This window comes from Eubacterium pyruvativorans, assembly GCF_900102225.1.
Classification (GTDB): Bacteria; Bacillota; Clostridia; order Peptostreptococcales; family Anaerovoracaceae; genus Aminicella; species Aminicella pyruvativorans.
Window position 1 is genome coordinate 19,617 of the sequence record NZ_FNBF01000010.1, and the last position, 18,519, is coordinate 38,135.

Annotated in this window: 10 protein-coding genes; 6 read left to right on the forward strand and 4 right to left on the reverse strand. The window is 57.4% G+C overall.

Going from position 1 to position 18,519, the window contains the following annotated elements:
- Positions 1 to 107: 107 nt before the first annotated feature.
- A complete protein-coding gene (gene malQ / locus BLQ24_RS05070) occupies positions 108 to 1,685 on the forward strand; it encodes a 4-alpha-glucanotransferase (RefSeq protein WP_176755864.1) in 1,578 nt (525 codons plus the stop codon).
- Between the two features lie 223 nt (positions 1,686 to 1,908).
- A complete protein-coding gene (thiD, locus tag BLQ24_RS05075) occupies positions 1,909 to 2,736 on the forward strand; it encodes a bifunctional hydroxymethylpyrimidine kinase/phosphomethylpyrimidine kinase (protein ID WP_090163339.1) in 828 nt (275 codons plus the stop codon).
- 687 nt (positions 2,737 to 3,423) lie between these two features.
- On the opposite strand, the gene BLQ24_RS10480 is transcribed toward thiD, so the two are convergent.
- The 4 genes from BLQ24_RS10480 to glgB all read right to left on the reverse strand — a co-directional run bounded on the left by BLQ24_RS10480 (position 3,424) and on the right by glgB (position 11,579).
- Positions 3,424 to 7,035, reverse strand: coding sequence for an alpha-amylase family glycosyl hydrolase (locus BLQ24_RS10480; protein WP_090163345.1), 3,612 nt, complete (start codon positions 7,033 to 7,035; stop codon positions 3,424 to 3,426).
- Between the two features lie 126 nt (positions 7,036 to 7,161).
- The gene (gene glgD, locus BLQ24_RS05095; protein WP_173328005.1) at positions 7,162 to 8,274 is read right to left on the reverse strand and encodes a glucose-1-phosphate adenylyltransferase subunit GlgD; all 1,113 of its coding nucleotides are present in this window, start codon (positions 8,272 to 8,274) and stop codon (positions 7,162 to 7,164) included.
- Positions 8,275 to 8,293: 19 nt separating this feature from the next.
- A complete protein-coding gene (locus BLQ24_RS05100; RefSeq protein ID WP_473234636.1) occupies positions 8,294 to 9,493 on the reverse strand; it encodes a glucose-1-phosphate adenylyltransferase in 1,200 nt (399 codons plus the stop codon).
- A gap of 22 nt (positions 9,494 to 9,515) precedes the next feature.
- Positions 9,516 to 11,579 carry a 1,4-alpha-glucan branching protein GlgB gene (glgB, locus tag BLQ24_RS05105; protein WP_090163406.1) on the reverse strand — a complete coding sequence of 688 codons (2,064 nt, stop codon included), beginning with the start codon at positions 11,577 to 11,579 and terminating at the stop codon, positions 9,516 to 9,518.
- 252 nt (positions 11,580 to 11,831) lie between these two features.
- On the opposite strand from glgB, the gene BLQ24_RS05110 reads away from it, so the two are divergent.
- The 4 genes from BLQ24_RS05110 to BLQ24_RS05125 all read left to right on the forward strand — a co-directional run bounded on the left by BLQ24_RS05110 (position 11,832) and on the right by BLQ24_RS05125 (position 18,160).
- Positions 11,832 to 13,727 carry a glycogen synthase gene (locus tag BLQ24_RS05110; protein WP_242869593.1) on the forward strand — a complete coding sequence of 632 codons (1,896 nt, stop codon included), beginning with the start codon at positions 11,832 to 11,834 and terminating at the stop codon, positions 13,725 to 13,727.
- A 17-nt stretch (positions 13,728 to 13,744) separates the two neighbouring features.
- Positions 13,745 to 16,276 carry a glycogen/starch/alpha-glucan phosphorylase gene (locus BLQ24_RS05115; RefSeq protein ID WP_090163349.1) on the forward strand — a complete coding sequence of 844 codons (2,532 nt, stop codon included), beginning with the start codon at positions 13,745 to 13,747 and terminating at the stop codon, positions 16,274 to 16,276.
- 140 nt (positions 16,277 to 16,416) lie between these two features.
- Positions 16,417 to 17,019 (forward strand): bifunctional phosphoserine phosphatase/homoserine phosphotransferase ThrH, encoded by a 603-nt coding sequence (thrH, locus tag BLQ24_RS05120; RefSeq protein ID WP_090163351.1) that lies wholly within the window; start codon positions 16,417 to 16,419, stop codon positions 17,017 to 17,019.
- 238 nt (positions 17,020 to 17,257) lie between these two features.
- Positions 17,258 to 18,160, forward strand: a complete 903-nt coding sequence (locus tag BLQ24_RS05125) for an NAD(P)-dependent oxidoreductase (RefSeq protein WP_090163353.1) — start codon at positions 17,258 to 17,260, stop codon at positions 18,158 to 18,160.
- Positions 18,161 to 18,519 lie beyond the last annotated feature (359 nt).

An 18,519-nucleotide genomic window follows, 5' to 3' on the forward strand; every position in this document is an offset into this window, starting at 1 on the left:
CCGGGCACGCCCCGCCCCATTCCGGCCCAGAAGTTCCTTCTACCCGCCCCGGGTGTTCAATGATACAATGGTGGAAACGACTGTCAAGAAAAAGAGAAAGGCACCCTATGACCCACTCCAACATCGAAAAAAACAACGCAACCCGTTCCGCCGGCATTCTCCTCCCGGTTTTCTCTCTCCCTTCCCGTTACGGCGCCGGATGCTTCTCCCGGGAGGCCTACGCCTTCATCGACCGGCTGCATGATGCGGGCCAGCGCTACTGGCAGATCCTCCCCCTGAATCCCGCCGGCAACGGGGACTCCCCCTACATGTCCGATGCTGCCTTCGCCGGCAACCACTACTTCATCAGCCCCGACGATCTGGCGGCCCGCGGGCTGCTGACTGCAGCTGAGCTGGATGAGGCGGCCGGGGCGTATGACGATGCCCGCAGGGAATGGACAAAAAATCACCCGGATGACCCGGCCGCCATCTGTTACACCGCCTCGAACGAAGTCCGGGACACACTCTACCGCACCGCCTTCCGCCGCTGGAGAGCACAGCCGGCGGAGGGCGGATTTCTGGATTTCACGCTGCAGAACGAAGACTGGCTGGATGACGCCTGTCTCTTCCGTCTGATTCAGGAAGAACAGGGGGAATCCCCCTGGGCGGACTGGCCGGAGGGGCTCCGGGACCGAGACCTGGAAACGATGGATTCCTTTGTCTCTTCTCACCGGGAAGATCTTCTCTATCTGAAATGGCTCCAGTATGAATTCCAGCAGGAATGGCAGCGGATCCGGGAATATGCGTCGGACCGGCAGGTGGAAATTATCGGTGACATCCCGATCTACGTCGCGCTGGAAAGTGCGGACTGCTGGGCACATCCGGAAATTTTCCAGCTGGGAGAGGACCGGAAACCTGTCGCCGTAGCCGGGTGCCCGCCGGATGCATTTTCGGAAGAGGGGCAGCTGTGGGGCAATCCGCTTTATGACTGGGACGGAAATACGGAGGCGGTGCTGGACTGGTGGCTTTTCCGCATGGCACGGGCATCCGTTCTCTACGACGTGATCCGCATCGACCATTTCCGCGGACTGGCTTCCTACTACGCCATTCCCGCTGCGGCATCCTCTGCGCTGAACGGCCGCTGGGTTCCCGGCCCCGGCATGAAACTGTTCCGGACCATCGAGAATGCACTGGGAAAGATCCGCTTCATTGCGGAAGACCTGGGATTCCTGACCGATGACGTCTACGAGCTGATACAGGAAACCGGATATCCCGGCATGAAAGTGCTGCAGTTTGCCTTCGATTCCGGCGAGGACAATCCGTATCTTCCCCAAAATTACAAGACCGACCGATCCGTGGTCTACACCGGCACCCATGACAACGACACTTCCCGGGGCTGGTACCGTAAACTGCCGGAGTGGGAACAGGATTTCGTATCCCGGACCCTGGGGACGGTCCGAGGCGGAGATACATACCGGATTCCGGAAGAATACCTGGCCCACCTGCTCATCCGTCTGGCGATGAACAGCCGATGCCGCCTGGCGGTGATCCCGATGCAGGACTGGCTGAATCTGGACAGCCGGGCCCGGCTGAATACCCCGGGGATTCCGAAAGGAAGCTGGCGCTGGCAGATGGAAGCGGAGGCATTCACCCCGGAACTGGCCCGCACCATCCGCACCATTACGGAAGAATACGGGAGACGCTGATGCCGCCCTCACCTTGACATCAGAATGCCCCATACTATAATGAGGTTAAGAGGGGGCTCGAAAGGGCTGAGAGTGGACGCAGTTCCTGACCTGTGACCTGATTTGGATAATGCCAACGCAGGGAAATGATGAGGAGTATTTTCTTTTCGTGCGATCCGGTCCGGTTCGCACGTTTTTTCTTGCGGCTACTGCGGCTACGTAGAAAAGAGAATGGAGGACGCATATGAAAACAGTACTAAGCATTGCGGGCAGTGATTCCAGCGGCGGCGCCGGAATTCAGGCGGATCTCAAAACCATCACCATGAACGGTGCCTATGGGATGACCGCCGTCACCGCACTGACCGCACAGAATACCACCGGTGTAACCGATATCATGAACGTGACACCGGACTTTCTCGCAGAAGAACTGGATGCGGTTTTCACCGATATCCGGCCGGACGCCGTGAAAATCGGCATGGTTTCCGAAGCAGAACTGATCCGGGTCATCGCCCGGAAACTGAAGGAATACCGGGCCTCCCATATTGTGCTCGATCCCGTCATGGTGGCAACCAGCGGAGCAAAACTGATCAGCGATGATGCCATCTCATCCCTGACCGAATACCTCCTGCCCCTGGCGGAACTGATCACGCCGAACATTCCGGAAGCGGAGCAGCTCTCGGGCAGAGCCATCACCTCCGAAGAAGACATGATTACCGCCGCCCGGGAAATCTCCAGCCGGTACGGATGCTGCACCCTTCTGAAGGGCGGCCACAGCCTGAACGATGCAAACGACCTGCTCTGCAGAGACGGTGAAATACTCTGGTTCCGGGGAAAGCGCATCCACAACCCGAACACCCACGGAACAGGATGCACCCTTTCCAGCGCCATTGCCGCCAACCTGGCGAAAGGATTCCCACTGGACGATTCTGTGGGCCGGGCGAAAGAATATATCTCCGGCGCACTGGGCGCCATGCTGGATCTGGGGAAGGGCTCCGGTCCGATGAACCACGCATTCAGCCTGAGCGGAAAATACGCAGAGGAAGCGCCCGGCGCATCATTGCCTATTCATTAAGATGCGGGGGCGGGTTCCGGCCGGTCACACCATGGTCTGCAGCGGCCGGGCGGGTGCGAAATTCGAGTTTTTCCGGATTTCGCACTCGAATTGCTTCGGTTTCGATCCAGCTGTGCGGCGGCCGGAAATTCACAGGTGCGGAAAAACAAAAAATCCTGTTTTCGCACCCGGCCGATCCGGGCACGAATTGAATAATCAGCGCTAATTATCTGCGGATGCATAATGACACAGGAATATCAGTCAATATTCACCCGACAGAGAGAATCATCCGCAAAGCGGAGATTCAGAAACGCCATCCCCGAGGTGTTTGGATTTTCATTCAATTACCCAGATACCGATGCGCCATCACATAGTGCGGAAATGAACATTTCTGCCCATTCCGCACCTTCAGACCGCCGGTGAATATTTAATTCAAGATTAAATTTGATTTTCGCACCCTGGCATCCGCCAATTCAGGTGCGGAAACGGGGAAAATGGCCATTCCGCACCTTGCGGCAATATACAACCACGATTCGTGTACAATTCGCCCGTCTGCGGCAATGCATGGATTCACAATCGCAGTTTGTATACAATCTTCACGACTCAACCTGCGCAACTCAACCCATACACCCACCATACCAACAGAGGCCGCTGCGGAACCGATTTTCATTTCATCGTTTCCGCAGCGGCCTCTTGATTCATCTTTCCTTACTGGCCCAGCAGCGCTGTGCCGTCCGCTGTCACAGCTTCCAGCCGTGCCTCGGCATCCTCCCGGTTTTCTCCCCGGACCATAACATAAAACTTAACCTTCGGCTCTGTCCCCGACGGCCGGATCACCGCCGCACACTGCTCTTCCAGTTCGTAGAAGAGCACGTTGCTGGACGGAAGTCCCGTCGGTTCTGTGCTGCCGTCGGTCAGATCCCGGATTTCACCGCTCTGGTAATCCCTGACCCGAAGCACCTTCAGACCGCCGAACGTCTTCGGCGGGTCCAGCCGGAGATCCGACATCATCTTTGCCATCTTCTCCGGACCGTCGAACCCTTCCACAGTGTGGGAGACGACTTTTTCCCGGAACCATCCGTACTGCTCGTACAGCGCCTGCAGGGCCTCATACAGATTCATACCCTTTGTGTGGTAATAGCATGCCATTTCTGCGGTCAGCATGGAGGCTACCACAGCGTCTTTGTCCCGGGCGTAGGTGCCCGCCAGGTAGCCGTTGCTTTCCTCGAAACCGAACAGGAAGGAATAGTCGCCGGAGGCCAGGAATTCCTTGATCTTCTCTCCGATGTACTTGAATCCCGTCAGGGTCTCGAAGAGTTTCACGCCGTTGTCCGCCGCCACCCGGTTCGCCATGGTGGTGGAAACAATGCTCTTCACCGCCGCAGCATTCTCCGGAAGGGTTCCGTTCTCCCGCCGGGCCCGGATCAGGTAATCCAGCAGCAGGACGCCCAGCTGGTTGCCGCTCAGGGACTGGTACTCTTCACCGTTGCGAACCACGATGCCGCACCGGTCCCCGTCCGGGTCCGTGCCGATGATCAGATCCACGTTATTCGCCCTGGCCATATCGATGGCGATGGCGAATCCCTCCACGAACTCCGGATTCGGGGACTTCACTGTCGGGAAATTCCCGTCGATCACCATCTGCTCCTGCACGGTCAGCACATGTTTCATACCCAGCCGACGCAGCACTTCCGGCACCAGACGGTAGCCGCTGCCGTGGAACGGTGTGTAAATAATCGTCAGATCCTCCGCCGCTTCCTTTACATACCGGTCGCCCACTTTCTGTTCCAGCACTTTCTCCAGATATTTCTCGTCCATGGACCGATCCAGCATGGTGATCAGACCCCGGGCTTTCCCGTCTTCCGGATCCATGGTCTTCACATCATCGAAAATGTCCAGTTTCTCCATCTGTGCGGAAACTTCCGCCGCATGCTCCGGCGGCAGCTGGGCCCCGTCGGACCAGTAGACCTTGTACCCGTTGTACTCTTTCGTATTGTGGCTGGCCGTGATGTTGATGCCGGCGATGGACCCGGTCTCCCGCAGGGCAAAGGACAGTTCCGGAGTCGGCCGGAGTTCGTCGAACAGGTTCACGTGAATTCCGTTGGCCGCCAGCACCCCTGCCGCTTCCGACGCAAACAGAGGGCTGTTGTTCCGGGAATCGTAAGCGATCGTCACGCCGCCGCCCACATCCTCACCACAGGACAGGATCAGGTTCGCCAGCCCCTGGGTGGCATAGCGGACGGTGTACACGTTCATTCCGTTGAGTCCCGCCCGCATGATACCCCGAAGGCCCGCCGTTCCGAAGGACAGCATGGCGGTAAACCGTTCCTCGATTTCTTTCTCATCGGACGAGAGGGCTTCCAGTTCTTTTTTTGTCCTTTCATCCACCGCCGGACTGCCCAGCCACTTCTCATAATTCTCTCTGTATGACATATCCTCTCCTTCTTTCTTCTGTTCCGGGGCAGTGCGCCGGGTCAGCAGCCGCAGATCCCCGGGCGCCATCAGAACATCATCCTGAAACGACGCCCCGGTCAGCAGGTCCGTCCAGATGCCCGGAACCAGCAGACTTTCTTCCACGGATCCGGCGTTCACCGCCGTGACAGCCTGATCATTTCCGTCCCACCGGACGAAAGCATACAGTCCGCCGTCGGTCTGCAGGGTGGCGTACTTTCCCGTCCGGTAAACCGGCATTGAGCGGCGGATCCGGATGATCTCCCGGTACCAGGATTCAATCTCGGCATCTTCTTCCCCCCAGGGGAAGCACTTCCGGTTGAAGGGATCCCGATACCCCTCCAGCCCCGCTTCGTCACCGTAATACACGCAGGGAACCCCCGGCAGCGTCATCTGCAGCAGCACCGCCGCTTTCAGCCGCTTCACCCCGGTCCGCCGTTCTTCCGGCGTCATCACTTCCGCAGCCTGCTGCTGCCGGGTCGGGTTTTCGCCCAGATCCTTCCCGCCCAGCACAGTCAGGATCCGCTCCGTATCGTGGGTACCCAGAATGTTCATGACACAGTTCATGACCTCCGGGGGATAATGCTCCCCGATGGTTTCCACCATCTCCGCCAGTTTCCGGGCGTCTCCGCTCAGCAGGAAATCGATGATGCCGGTGCGGAAAGGGTAGTTCATAACGGAATCCAGCTTGTCCCCTTCGAAGTAGTTCTTCCGTTCGCTGTAGGCGATCTTGGAGGACGCATCCTCCCAGACTTCTCCCATGAGCAGCGCATCCGGTTTCTCGGTTTTGACCGCTTCCGCCAGCTTCTTCAGGAAGGAGTTCGGCAGTTCATCCGCCACATCCAGCCGCCAGCCGCTGACCCCGTCCCGGAGCCAGTGCCGGGCCACGCCGTCCGGGCCGCAGATGAAGGAGATGTAGTCCTGGTTTTCTTTGTTAATCCGGGGCAGGGTGTCAATGCCCCACCAGGTTTCGTACTGCTCATACTGATGGAAGTAATACCAGGAACGGTAGGGGGAATCCGGATGACCGTAAGCGCCGTCGGTGCCGCCGTAAGTGCCGTACCGGTCGAAATACTTCGAGTCAGAACCCGTATGGGAGAACACCCCGTCCAGCATGATCCGAATGCCCCGCTTTCCGGCTTCCCGGCACAGCTGCTTCAGATCTTTCTCCGTGCCGAACATGGGATCCACCCGCATGTAGTCCGCCGTATCGTACTTGTGATTCGAATACGCTTCGAAGATCGGGCTCAGATACAGACAGGTCACGCCCAGATCCTGAAGATAAGGCAGTTTCTCGATAATCCCCTGCAGATTGCCGCCGAAGAAATCGTTGTTCAGAATCCTGCCGCTGCTGTCCGGCCGGTAGCCCGGCATGCCGCCCCAGTCTTCCCGGGTCACCTTTCCGTTCTCCCGCACATACGGCCCGCTGTGGGCGAATCGGTCCACGAAAATGTGGTAAATCACGCCCCCTTCCAGCCAGGAAGGCGCCGGATACTTCCGGCGGTATACTGTCTGCTGCCAGGCCTCCGGGGACGCCTGAATTTCCGCCCGGTTCTGTTCTGCCGAACGGCCCACACTGATCCAGTCCTCCTTCGTCCGGAAGACGAAGCTGTACCAGTACAGCCCGGTGTCCTGAATCGTAACGGCAGTCTGAAAACGGTAATATCCGTCCGCACTCCGCCCGATGTTCTCCATCGGATAATCTGCCGTGCTGTGATTGCGGTCGAATTCGACGATCAGTTTCCCGCAGGAGGGCTCCAGCGCCTCATCCACAAGTACCCGGAACCAGACTTTCGTGCCGGAAGGCACGGCGCCCACCGGCATCCGGAACCGGGGATCTCTCGAATCAAATAAAACTGGTGACTTCATAATTCCTTTCTGCCCTGAGGCATTGCTTTTCTACCGACTGAGAATCCGGGTGAATCGGAATTCCCGGGCGTTACGCACAGTCCGGGCCTTCCTCACGCCGGCCTTCTCCTCGCTCCGGGCCTTCCGCTAAATCCGGGTGTTCCGCTCCAGGAAGAACGGATGGGTGATGTACCCGGACAGAATGCGGTCCGGTTCCACAAACACGTTCTTGTCCGCCAGCACATAATTCAGTCTGGCACCTTCGGAAACCGTGGCGTTCTGGAATATGATGGAATTCTCCACCGTGGCACCCTCTGCGATATGAACACCCCGGAACAGAATGGAATTCCGGACCGTTCCCTCCACCAGCGCACCGTCTGCAATGAGAGAATTTTCCACCTTCGCCTGGTCGCCGTACTTTGTCGGCCAGCTGTCATGAACCTTCGTAATGATCGCCCCGTTCTTCGAAGCGAAGAGTCCCCGGCGGGTCTCCCCGTCCAGCAGCGCCAGGTTAGCCTGAAAATACCCCTGCAGACTGTCGATGAGCAGCGTCTCTTCCTCTGCCCGGTATTCCATGACCCGGTCCGTCTGCGCCAGCTTGTCGGCGATATCCCGGCGGAAACTTTCCTTTCCGGTCCGGATCGCATCGTACAACAGCTCCACCAGATCTTCCCGTTCCATGATAAATGTATTCATGGACAAATCCCATCCCGGTTCCAGATCCTTCGTCACTGCCACATCCGTCACCCGGCCGTCATCATTCGCCCGCATGCACCCGCAGCGCACTCCTTTCTGATTGAACCGGAGCCGGGAAGAAGTGAGCATCGTCAGCCTGGCCCCCGTCCGGATGTGAAAATCCAGCATCTTCCGGTAATTGATATTCGCCACATAATTGCAGCTGCACAGGATCACATATTTCTCCTCCAGGTTCCGGAGAAAGTTCAGATTCGCCTCCAGCGCATGCAGCCGGTTGTGGTACACATCCCCGGCCCCCATGGTGGCGAACGGCGGAAGAACCGAAAGTCCGCTTCTCTTCCGCTCCAGGTCCCAGTCCATTCCGCCCCGGACGTGGCTCATCATACTCTGATAATTAATACTGGTGATAATGCCGATATTCCGCACCCCGGAATTCGCCAGATTCGACAGTGCGAAATCAATGAGCCGGTACCGTGATCCAAACGGAACCGCAGCCAGATTTCTCTTCTCCGTCAGCTGATCCAGCTCCACGTCGTAAGTATCCGCAAAAATTACTCCTGCCATATCCATGCTGCTGTCCTCCCTATTTCTCTATATCTTCCGTCACTTCCATGCCGGCGGCGACCACAGCGCCTTCCCCGATCCGAACGTGATCCGCCAGAACCGTGAGCTTTCCGTCCTCCACCGGACCGCCGACCCGGGCACCCGCACCGATGAATGCCCCCCGGTCCACGATTGCGTACTCCACCCGGGCCCCGGGCTCCACCACGGCGCCTTCCATGATGATGCTGTCCTTCACCGCAGCACCCTCGCCGATGGTGACATCACTGAACAAAACCGAATGTTCCACCCGGCCGTCCAAATCACAACCGTCTCCCACGATACTCCGCCGGACATCGGCCTTCCGTCCGATATACTGCGGGTGACTGTACTTATGCCGGTAGTAGATCCGCCAGCCCCGGTCATTCAGAACCAGCCGCTCCGGAATCGACGGATCCATGCCGATCGCATCCATATTCGCCGCCCAGTAGGACTGCAGCGTCCCCACATCTCTCCAATATCCCTTGTACAGATAGGCAAAGAGCCGGCACTCATCCGCCAGCATCTTCGGAATGATATCCTTCCCGAAGTCGTTGGAAGAACGGGGATCCGCCTCATCGGCCTCCAGATACTGAATCAGCTTGTCCGTACTGAAAATATACACGCCCATGGATGCCTGGGTGCTCTTCGGATGGGCCGGCTTCTCCTCGAATTCGTAGATCCGCCCCTTGTCATCTGTATTCATAATGCCGAAGCGGGATGCCTCCTCCATCGGCACGTCAATCACCGCAATGGTGCAGTCCGCCTTGTTCTGAATGTGCTCCTGCAGCATCCGGTCGTAGTTCATCTTGTAAATATGATCCCCGGACAGAATCAGCACATAGTCCGGATCATAGCGCCGGATAAACCCGATGTTCTGATAGATCGCATTCGCCGTCCCCTTGAACCAGTCGGATCCATCCTCCCGCTGATACGGCGGCAGAATGTGCAGACCGCCGATTCTCAGGTTCATGTCCCAAGGCACGCCGGTGCCCAGGTAATCGTTGAGATCCAGCGGCTGGTACTGGGTCAGCACACCCACCGTATCAATGCCGGAATTGGTACAGTTGGACAGCGGGAAATCGATGATCCGGTAACGGGCGCCGAAGGGCACGGCCGGCTTGGCGATATCCCTGGTCAGCGGCATCAGTCTGCTGCCCTGTCCGCCGGCGAGCAGCATCGCCACACATTTCTTCTTCATCATGATGTCATCCCTCCTGAAAAGTCTATTTCTTCATTGTATTTTCTGTGTGTGCCGTCCGGGGCTTCTTCGCCGCCGGGGTTTTCTTCCCGTTGTTCTTCTGTGCCCTCTTCACCGGCGCCTTCTTCGCCTTCTTTCCGGTGCTCTTCGGCTTCGCACTATGGGAATCCCCGCATTTCTGCAGGATAATGCCGGAGAACTTCGGCAGCGGAACGGTGATATGCTGTTCATACCCGTTGCAAGGCCCCTCCTCCACATGATAGCGGCGTTTCCGGCGGAATCCGGTGCCCCCGAAGCCGGTCCGGTCCGTGTCAATCATGACCTCGTAATATTCTGCATCCGGCACTCCGATGTCATATACCGGGAAGTCCAGTCCGGACAGATTCAGCGCCACCAGTTCCACCTCCGGATCCGGCGCCGCCCCGTCCGTGCGGTAATAGGTGAAGGTGTTGTCCTGGGCATTATCCGCATCGATCCAGCGGAACCCCTCCATGACGTCATCCTTCTTCCACATGGACGGATGCTCCTTGTAGAAATGATTCAGTTCCTGTACGAAATTCCGGAGCTTCCGGTGCTTCTCATAGTCCAGCAGCATCCAGTCCAGTTCCTTCTTCTCGTCCCATTCAATGAACTGTCCGAACTCCGCCCCCATGAACATCAGCTTCTTTCCCGGATGGGTCATCATATAGACGAAGAAGGACCGGAGGCCGGCAAACTTATCATCATATTCTCCCGGCATCTTGCTCAGCATGGAACACTTGCCGTGAACCACTTCATCGTGGGAAATCGGCAGAATGAAATTCTCACTGTATGCATAGGTCATGGAGAACGTCAGATTATGATGCATCCCGCCCCGGAAAATCGGATCCTTGGAGAAATACGCCAGCGTGTCATTCATCCATCCCATATTCCACTTATAATTGAATCCCAGGCCCCCGTCCTCAGGCGGACGGGTCACCATCGGCCAGGCGGTGGATTCCTCGGCGATCATCATGACCCCCGGGAAGGAGGACAAAACGTCACTGTTGACCTCCCGCAGGAAGTGGATCGCCTCCAGATTCTCTCTTCCGCCGTTTTGGTTCGGCGTCCATTCCCCTGCCTTCCGGTCATAATCCAGATACAGCATGGCCGCCACTGCGTCCACCCTGAGGCCGTCAATATGATAGACATCACAGAAGAAGAACGCATCGGAAATGAGGAAACTCAGGACTTCCGGCCGGCCGAAGTCGAAAGCCCGGGTGCCCCATCCCTTATGTTCCATCCGGTTCGGTTCACTGTCCTCATACAGATGATGGCCGTCGAAATCGATCAGTCCGTGGGCGTCCTTCGGGAAATGAGCCGGCACCCAGTCCATGATAATGCCGATGCCCGCCCGGTGGCAGCTGTCCACGAAATATTTGAAATCATCCGAGGTGCCGTACCGGGACGTGATACTGAAATATCCGGTGACCTGATACCCCCAGGATCCCTCGAACGGATACTCGGTGAGCGGCATGACTTCCAGGTGTGTGTAACCCATTTTCTTCACATACGGAATCAGCTTCCCCGCCAGTTCCCGGTAACTCATGACACTGCCGTCCTTCCGGTGACGCCAGGATCCCAGATGCACTTCATAGATATTTATCGGAGATTCATAGTGGTTCCGGCCGTCCCGGCTCCGGATCCATTCCTGATCCCCCCACTGGTAGAAGTACGCCAGGTCACTGACCCGGGATGCCATCTGGTGCCCTTCGTCCACTGTTCCCTTCTCACTTTCGAAGGCGTACGGATCGGCCTTGAACATCACCCGGCCGTCATCTGCCGTTACGGCGTATTTATATAAGTCACCGACCCGCATCTCCTTCGCAGTCAGTTCCCAGATGGTCGGGTCATCCGCCATTTGCACCATCGGTTCCGCCTCCGGATCCCAGCCGTTCCGGTCAGAGACCAGGGAAACAGCCTGCGCCCGGGGGGCCCATACCCGGAATACAATGCCGTCTTCCGGTTTCTTCCCTGCAGGATGGGCGCCCAGCAGGTCATATGTCCTGTAATTCTTTCCCTGATGGAACAGATATTTCTGTTCCGATATGATGTCCTTCTTCACTGTCATGTCGCTCTCCATTCATGGCTGAATATTCGCAAAAACAATCTTTCTAATATTATATCCCAACGTAGACCCATATTCAAGAATATGGTATAATACGTTAAATTAAATATCCGCCCCGGTATTTCGACGAAAACCGTGTGTTTTCAATCGTTCCGGCGGTATTTTTAGAACAAGATTACGCAACCGGTATACCGGTTGTCCCCATCGCACACACCATTTTTTTCAGATAGAACGAACGGAAAGCGAGGCCATTTCATGACAGTGAAGAAATCAACCCTGACGAAGGCTTCCGCGGCGGCGAAAGCACCGGCAGAGACCCCGGCATTGAAAACGAAAGCTGCTCCTTCAGCAGAGGAAGCCGGGGCACCGGCAGAGACCCCGGCGAAGAAGCCGGAACCGAAGGCTGCGGAGAAGAAACCGGAGAAGAAACCGGCGAAGAAGCCAGCCGCAAAGAAGAAACCGGCTGCCCGGAAGACTGCTGCGAAGGCAGCGGCGAAAGCAACGAAGAAGTCCGCCGAGAAGAAACCGGCGAAGAAGAGAGCAGCCGCCCGGAAAGAGCCGGCCAAGCTCGCTGCCAAGGAAGAGCCAGCCAAGCTCGCTGCCAGGAAAGAGCCGGCCAAGCTCTCCGCCAGGGAAGAGCCGGCCAAGCTCTCCGCCAGAGAAGTCGCAAAGCTGGCCGAAGAGAAGCGCAGCCGTCTGGAGACGAAAACCGCCGGGCAGATCGCCCCGCCGGACGAAAAACTGAAGGTGCTGTTCGTCAGCCCGGAGGTGCAGCCGTTCGCCGGCACCGGCGGTCTGGGAGAAGTGGCCGGGTCCCTGCCGAAGGAACTGAACCGGCTGGGGATCGACTGCCGGGTGGTTTTGCCCCTCTACGGTTCCGTATCCCAGGAGTACCGGAGCCGCATGAAATTCCTGGGGCACAAGGATATCCCGGTGGCCTGGCGGAAGAAGTATATGGGGGTTTTCAGTCTGCAGCACGAGGGTGTGACGGTCTACTTCATTGACAACGAGGAATACTTCCGCCGGGACGGCCTCTACGGGTATTATGACGACTGCGAACGGTTCGCCTTCTTCTCCCGGGCAGTGCTGGAATCCATGGAGTTCACCGGATTCAATCCGGATATCATCCATGCCAACGACTGGCAGACCGCCATGGTGCCGGTCTATCAGGACGCACTGTATCACCGGGAATACTGCACCACGGTCTTCACGATTCACAACGTGGAGTATCAGGGCCGGTACGGCACCGAAGTGATCTCCGATGTGCTGGGTCTGCCGGAGGGTGCGGCCCACCTGGTGGAATATAACGGGGATGTGAACCTGATGAAGGGCGGCATTCAGACGGCGAACCTGGTGTCCACCGTCAGCCCTTCCTATGCCGAGGAGCTGAAGGATCCGGCCTGTGCCTTCGGTCTGGACGGCATGATCCGTGCCTGTTCCTACAAGCTCCGGGGCATTCTGAACGGCATCAGCACCGACGTCTACGACCCGGCGGACGATCCGTACATCCCGGCCTGCTATTCCCCAGCGGACCTTTCGGGCAAAAAAGAATGTAAGCGGGCGTTCCAGGAAATGGCCGGGCTCCCGCAGCGGGATGTTCCTCTGATTGTACTGATCAGCCGGCTGGTGACCGCCAAGGGCATCGACCTGATGACCCCGGTGATGGACGATGTGCTGAGCGGAAACGATGTACAGTTCGCAGTTCTGGGCACCGGATATCATTTCTACGAGGACTACTTCCGGGGACTGGCGGACCGTCATCCGGACCGGGCCCGGGCATTCATAGAATTTAACAAGGGGATCTCCCACCAGCTTTATGCCGCCGGGGATATTCTGCTGATGCCGTCGAAGGGCGAGCCGTGCGGCCTGTCCCAGATGATCGCCTGCCGCTACGGCACCGTTCCGGTGGTCCGGGCCACCGGCGGTCTCCGGGACTCCATTTCCGACTGCACCCTGGGAGAAGGGAACGGATTCGTCTTCGATTCCTATGATACAGACGGATTCTACCACGCACTGATGAACGCCGTGAGCCGGTTCCACGACACCGAAAACTGGCAGAACCTGGTCCGGTATGACCTGACCCGGGACTTCAGCTGGTCCCGGTCCGCCGAGCAATACAGAGACATGTACGAACAGGTGCGTTTTCACTAAGAGAAGGAGAAGAAACCATGCCAACGAAAAGAAAGAAAAGCGCTGTGAAGAAGGCCGCGCCGAAACATACTGCTGCCGCTCCGGCCTCCCCGAATACGCCCCAGGGCTTCACCCTGCCCACAGAAGTGGAATTTCTGGAGGAGCTGACGCTGCATCTGGAGAATAACTACCACACGGACTTTGAAAACGCATCCCCCCGGGAGCTGTACATGGCCACTGCCGAAATCGTGAACAGCCAGCTTCTGAAGAAGAAGTGGGCCTTCAACAAGGTGCGCCGGGAAGCCGAGAAGAATGAGTCCGGGAAGAAGAAGATCTACTACATCAGTATGGAATTCCTGATGGGACAGTCCCTGAAGAACAACCTGTATAATCTGGATGAAACCGGCATCGTAGCCGGGGTCATGAAGCGCCGGGGCATTTCCATGGAAGAACTGTACGATCAGGAACCGGATGCGGGTCTGGGGAACGGCGGTCTGGGCCGTCTGGCAGCCTGCTACATGGATGCCCTGGCTTCTCAGGAGTACGACGCCACCGGTTTTTCAATCCGGTACGAATACGGCCTGTTCAAACAGAAGATCGTGGACGGCTGGCAGGTGGAAATGCCGGACAACTGGCTGCCGGGAGGCCATGTGTGGCTGAACCGCCGGGACGAAGACACGTTCCGGGTCGGCTTCTACGGCGATTATCACGAGTACTGGACCGAAGAGGGCCTGCAGTACAATATCGAGAACCAGCAGATTGTGGAGGCAATTCCGTTCGACATGTGCATTTCCGGTGCGGACAGCCCGGCGGTGGACAAGCTGCGTCTGTGGTGGAGCACGAACCGGGAGAGTTTCGACATGAACTCCTTCAATAACGGGGATTTCACCCGGGCCCAGCAGGAAACCAACAAGGCCGAGCTGATTTCCAAGGTTCTGTATCCGGCGGACAACATTGAAGAGGGAAAGGAGCTCCGGCTGAAGCAGCAGTACTTCATGGTTTCCGCCTCCTGCCAGAATATTATCCGGGACCATCTCCGGCTGCACGGCACCCTGGACAACTTCCCGGAGAAGGTGGCCATCCATATCAATGACACCCATCCGGCGCTCTGCGTTCCGGAACTGATGCGCCTCTTTATGGACGAACACGGCATGGAGTGGGACAAGGCCTGGGACCTGGTCACCCGCACTGTCACCTACACGAACCACACGGTGCTGGCGGAAGCGCTGGAGAAGTGGAACCAGCAGCTGGTCCGCATGCTGATGCCGCGCATCTACGCCATCATCCGGGAAATCGACCGCCGTTTCCGGGAAGACATGGAGAAACTCTTCCCGGGAGACACCGGAAAGATCAATTACATGGCGCCGCTGGGAGAAGATCAGGTCCGGATGGCGAACCTGTCCGTCATCGGCTCCCACCGGGTGAACGGGGTTTCCGCCCTGCACTCGGAAATCCTGAAGGACGATCTGTTCCACGACTTTTATCTGGCCTGGCCGGATAAGTTCACCAATGTCACCAACGGCATCGCCTACCGGCGCTGGCTCTGCCAGTCCAATCCGAAGCTGGCCTCACTGCTGGACGAAACCATCGGGCCGGATTACCGGAAGGATGCACGGAAGCTGGAGGAATTCGCGAAATTCGCATCCGACAGCAGTGTCCGGAAGCGGGTGGAAGAAATCAAGCGGGAGAACAAGGCAGCCTTCTCCGACCGTCTGAAAGCCGAAACCGGCATCTGCCCGGACCCGGACTCCCTCTTCATCACTCAGGCAAAGCGCCTGCATGAATATAAGCGGCAGCTGCTGAACGCCCTGCGTATTATCAGCCGCTACAACATGCTCAGGGAAAATCCGAACCTGGATATGCGTCCGGAAACCTACCTGTTTGCGGCGAAATCCGCCCCGAACTATTACCTGGCGAAGAACATCATCCAGCTGATCTGCCGGATCGGAGAGGAAATCGAAAAGGACCCGAAGATCCGTCAGAAGATGCGGGTGATCTTCCTGGAAAACTACAGCGTTTCCATGGCGGAGCGCCTGATGCCGGCCAGCGACATTTCCGAACAGATCTCCCTGGCCGGAAAAGAAGCCAGCGGCACCGGCAACATGAAGCTGATGATCAACGGCGCCATCACCATCGGCACCCTGGACGGGGCGAATGTGGAGATGCGGGAGGCTGTCGGAGACGACGCCATCTTCATCTTCGGCCAGAAGGCGGACGAGGTGCAGAAGAACCTGGCCGCCGGTTACCGCTCCCTGGACATCTATGAATCCAACCCGGCAGTGAAGGCGGCGGTGGACCGGCTGGGAGAAGGCTTCGCCGGCACAGACTTCCATAAGCTGAAGGACTATCTGCTCCGGCCGACCTACAGCATTGCCGACCCGTACATGTGTCTGAAGGACTTCGACGATTACTGCCGGGTCCATCAGGAGATCCAGGACGCTTACGAGGACCGGGACCGGTGGAACAGCATGTCCATCCGGAACATCGCCATGGCTGCCCGCTTCGCAGCGGACCGCAGCATCCGGGATTATGCCCGGGAAATCTGGCATACGAAACCGATCAGTGAATAACCCGAAGCGCAGCAGGTCGGCCGCCTGCTGCGTTATTTTTTGTCACAATGCCGAAACTATGGTATAATCTCTTCATTGCTGTAAACAAAGAAAGCGGCGCCCAGGCACCGCCGACCCGACAATACACAGGAGGAAATACCATGTATATCGCATGTTTTGATCTGGAAGGAGTTCTGGTCCCGGAGATATGGATTGCGTTCGCAGAGGCCACGGGCATTCCGGCGCTGAAGCGCACCACCCGGGACGAACCGGATTATGACAAACTGATGCGGTTCCGGCTGAACACACTGAAGGAACACGGACTGAAGCTGAAGGACGTGCAGAACACCATCGCTGCCATCGATCCCTTCGACGGTGCGAAGGAATTTCTGGACACCCTGCGCACTGAGATGCAGGTGATCATCCTCAGTGACACCTTCACCGAATTCGCTGCGCCGCTGATGCAGAAGCTGGGGTGGCCCACGATTTTCTGCAATTCCCTGGAGGTGGCAGAGGACGGGGAAATCACCGGCTTCCGGATGCGGGTGCAGGATTCCAAGCGCACCACAGTGAAGGGCCTGCAGGCCATCGGCTTCGACACCATCGCCACCGGAGACAGCTTCAACGACCTGGGGATGATCGAGGCCAGCAGCGCCGGATTCCTGTTCCGGACCACGCCCCAGATTCACGCCGCCCACCCGGAAGTTCCTGCTTTCACGGAATACAGCGACCTGCTGGAGGCGATCCGAAAGGCAGTGAGATAGGACGCCAGGTCCCCCTTCGGGTATTAGCTGGTCCCCCGCCGGGCCCCGTCCGGAAAACGAACAGCCTCCCCGCCAGTTCCTCCTCCGGAAAACAGGAAAGAAAAGATAGAACACACACCTGGGCAGCCATAAACCCTGTTTATGGCTGCACAATTTTTTTGTATTTCCCATTTTTCTGAATTGCTCCTACAATGAGCATATAGAAGAGTTCGTTTACATGCGAAATGGAGGCAAAACAATGACTACAGAAACAACCATCGGTTTCTTCGGTTTCGGCGTAATGGGACTTCCCATGGTAAAAAATGTCATCCGGAAATCCGGCTTCAAAGTCTACGGTTACGACGTGGTTCCGGAGAAGATGGAACAGTTCCAGGCCGCAGGGGGATTCCCGGAGCAGGACCCGGAGCAGGTCTACCGGAAATGCAACGTCATCATGCAGATGCTGCCGACCCACGAGACCATTCGTCATTCCGTGGAGGAGGCGATTCGCTTATGTCCGAAAGGATCGATTATCATCGACTGCTCCTCGGCAGCCCCGAATATCATTCTTGATCTTTATCAGGAGGCAAAGGCCGGCGGCATGTACCTGCTGGATTCGCCGGTCAGCGGCGGCAACCCGATGGCGGAGGCCGGCACCCTGGCCATCATGACCGGCGGCGACCGAGAAATTTTCGAGAAGGTGAAGCCGATCCTGTCCTGTATGGGCAGCCCGGTGTATACCGGCGGCCCGGGATCCGGTGATACGACAAAACTCGTCAACAACACGATCGCCGGTTCCTACCTCGCCGCCATGGCGGAAGGCTACGCCTTCGCGGCAAAAGCCGGCATCGATCTGCAGACCACCTTCGAAGCCACCCGCACCGGCTTCTGCGGCGGTCCTCTCTACGAAAACAAAGTCCCGAAAATCATCCACCGGGATTACACCCCGGGCGCCCGGATCGCCGTACACCGGAAAGACCTTCTGAATGCGAAGCAGTACGCCCACCATCTGGGCGTCGACCTGCCGGTTACCGATGTCACCCTGCGCATCATGGACTGGATGAACGACAACGGCTTCATCGACTGGGACCAGGCAGGCATGGTGAAATATTTCGAAGACAAAATGCATGTGAAGGTAGGCGACGGAGAAGAGATCCACTAATTGTGTGGCAGGCGGGCGGTCGGATGACCGGCGGCCGGCGCCGGATTGTATACAATCCAGCGCCACAACCGGCCAGAATCGTATACAATCCGGCCATGAAAGTGCGGAATCGGGCATTTAGGGCGATTCCGCACTTTTTTTGCGTTCGGAAGGGTGCGAAAATGAAAGATAATCTCGAGTAATTTATTCCGGCTGCATCTGATGGTGCGATTCTGGAGAAAACCGAAAATCCGCACCCGGACCTATGGTCCGATTATATACAGCTCGGACAGGTCATACAAAAAATAACTCATCTCCCGACCGGATATTCTGCGAAAAAAATATCCGCCAGGAGAATGGAAGTAAAAGTTAATAATCAC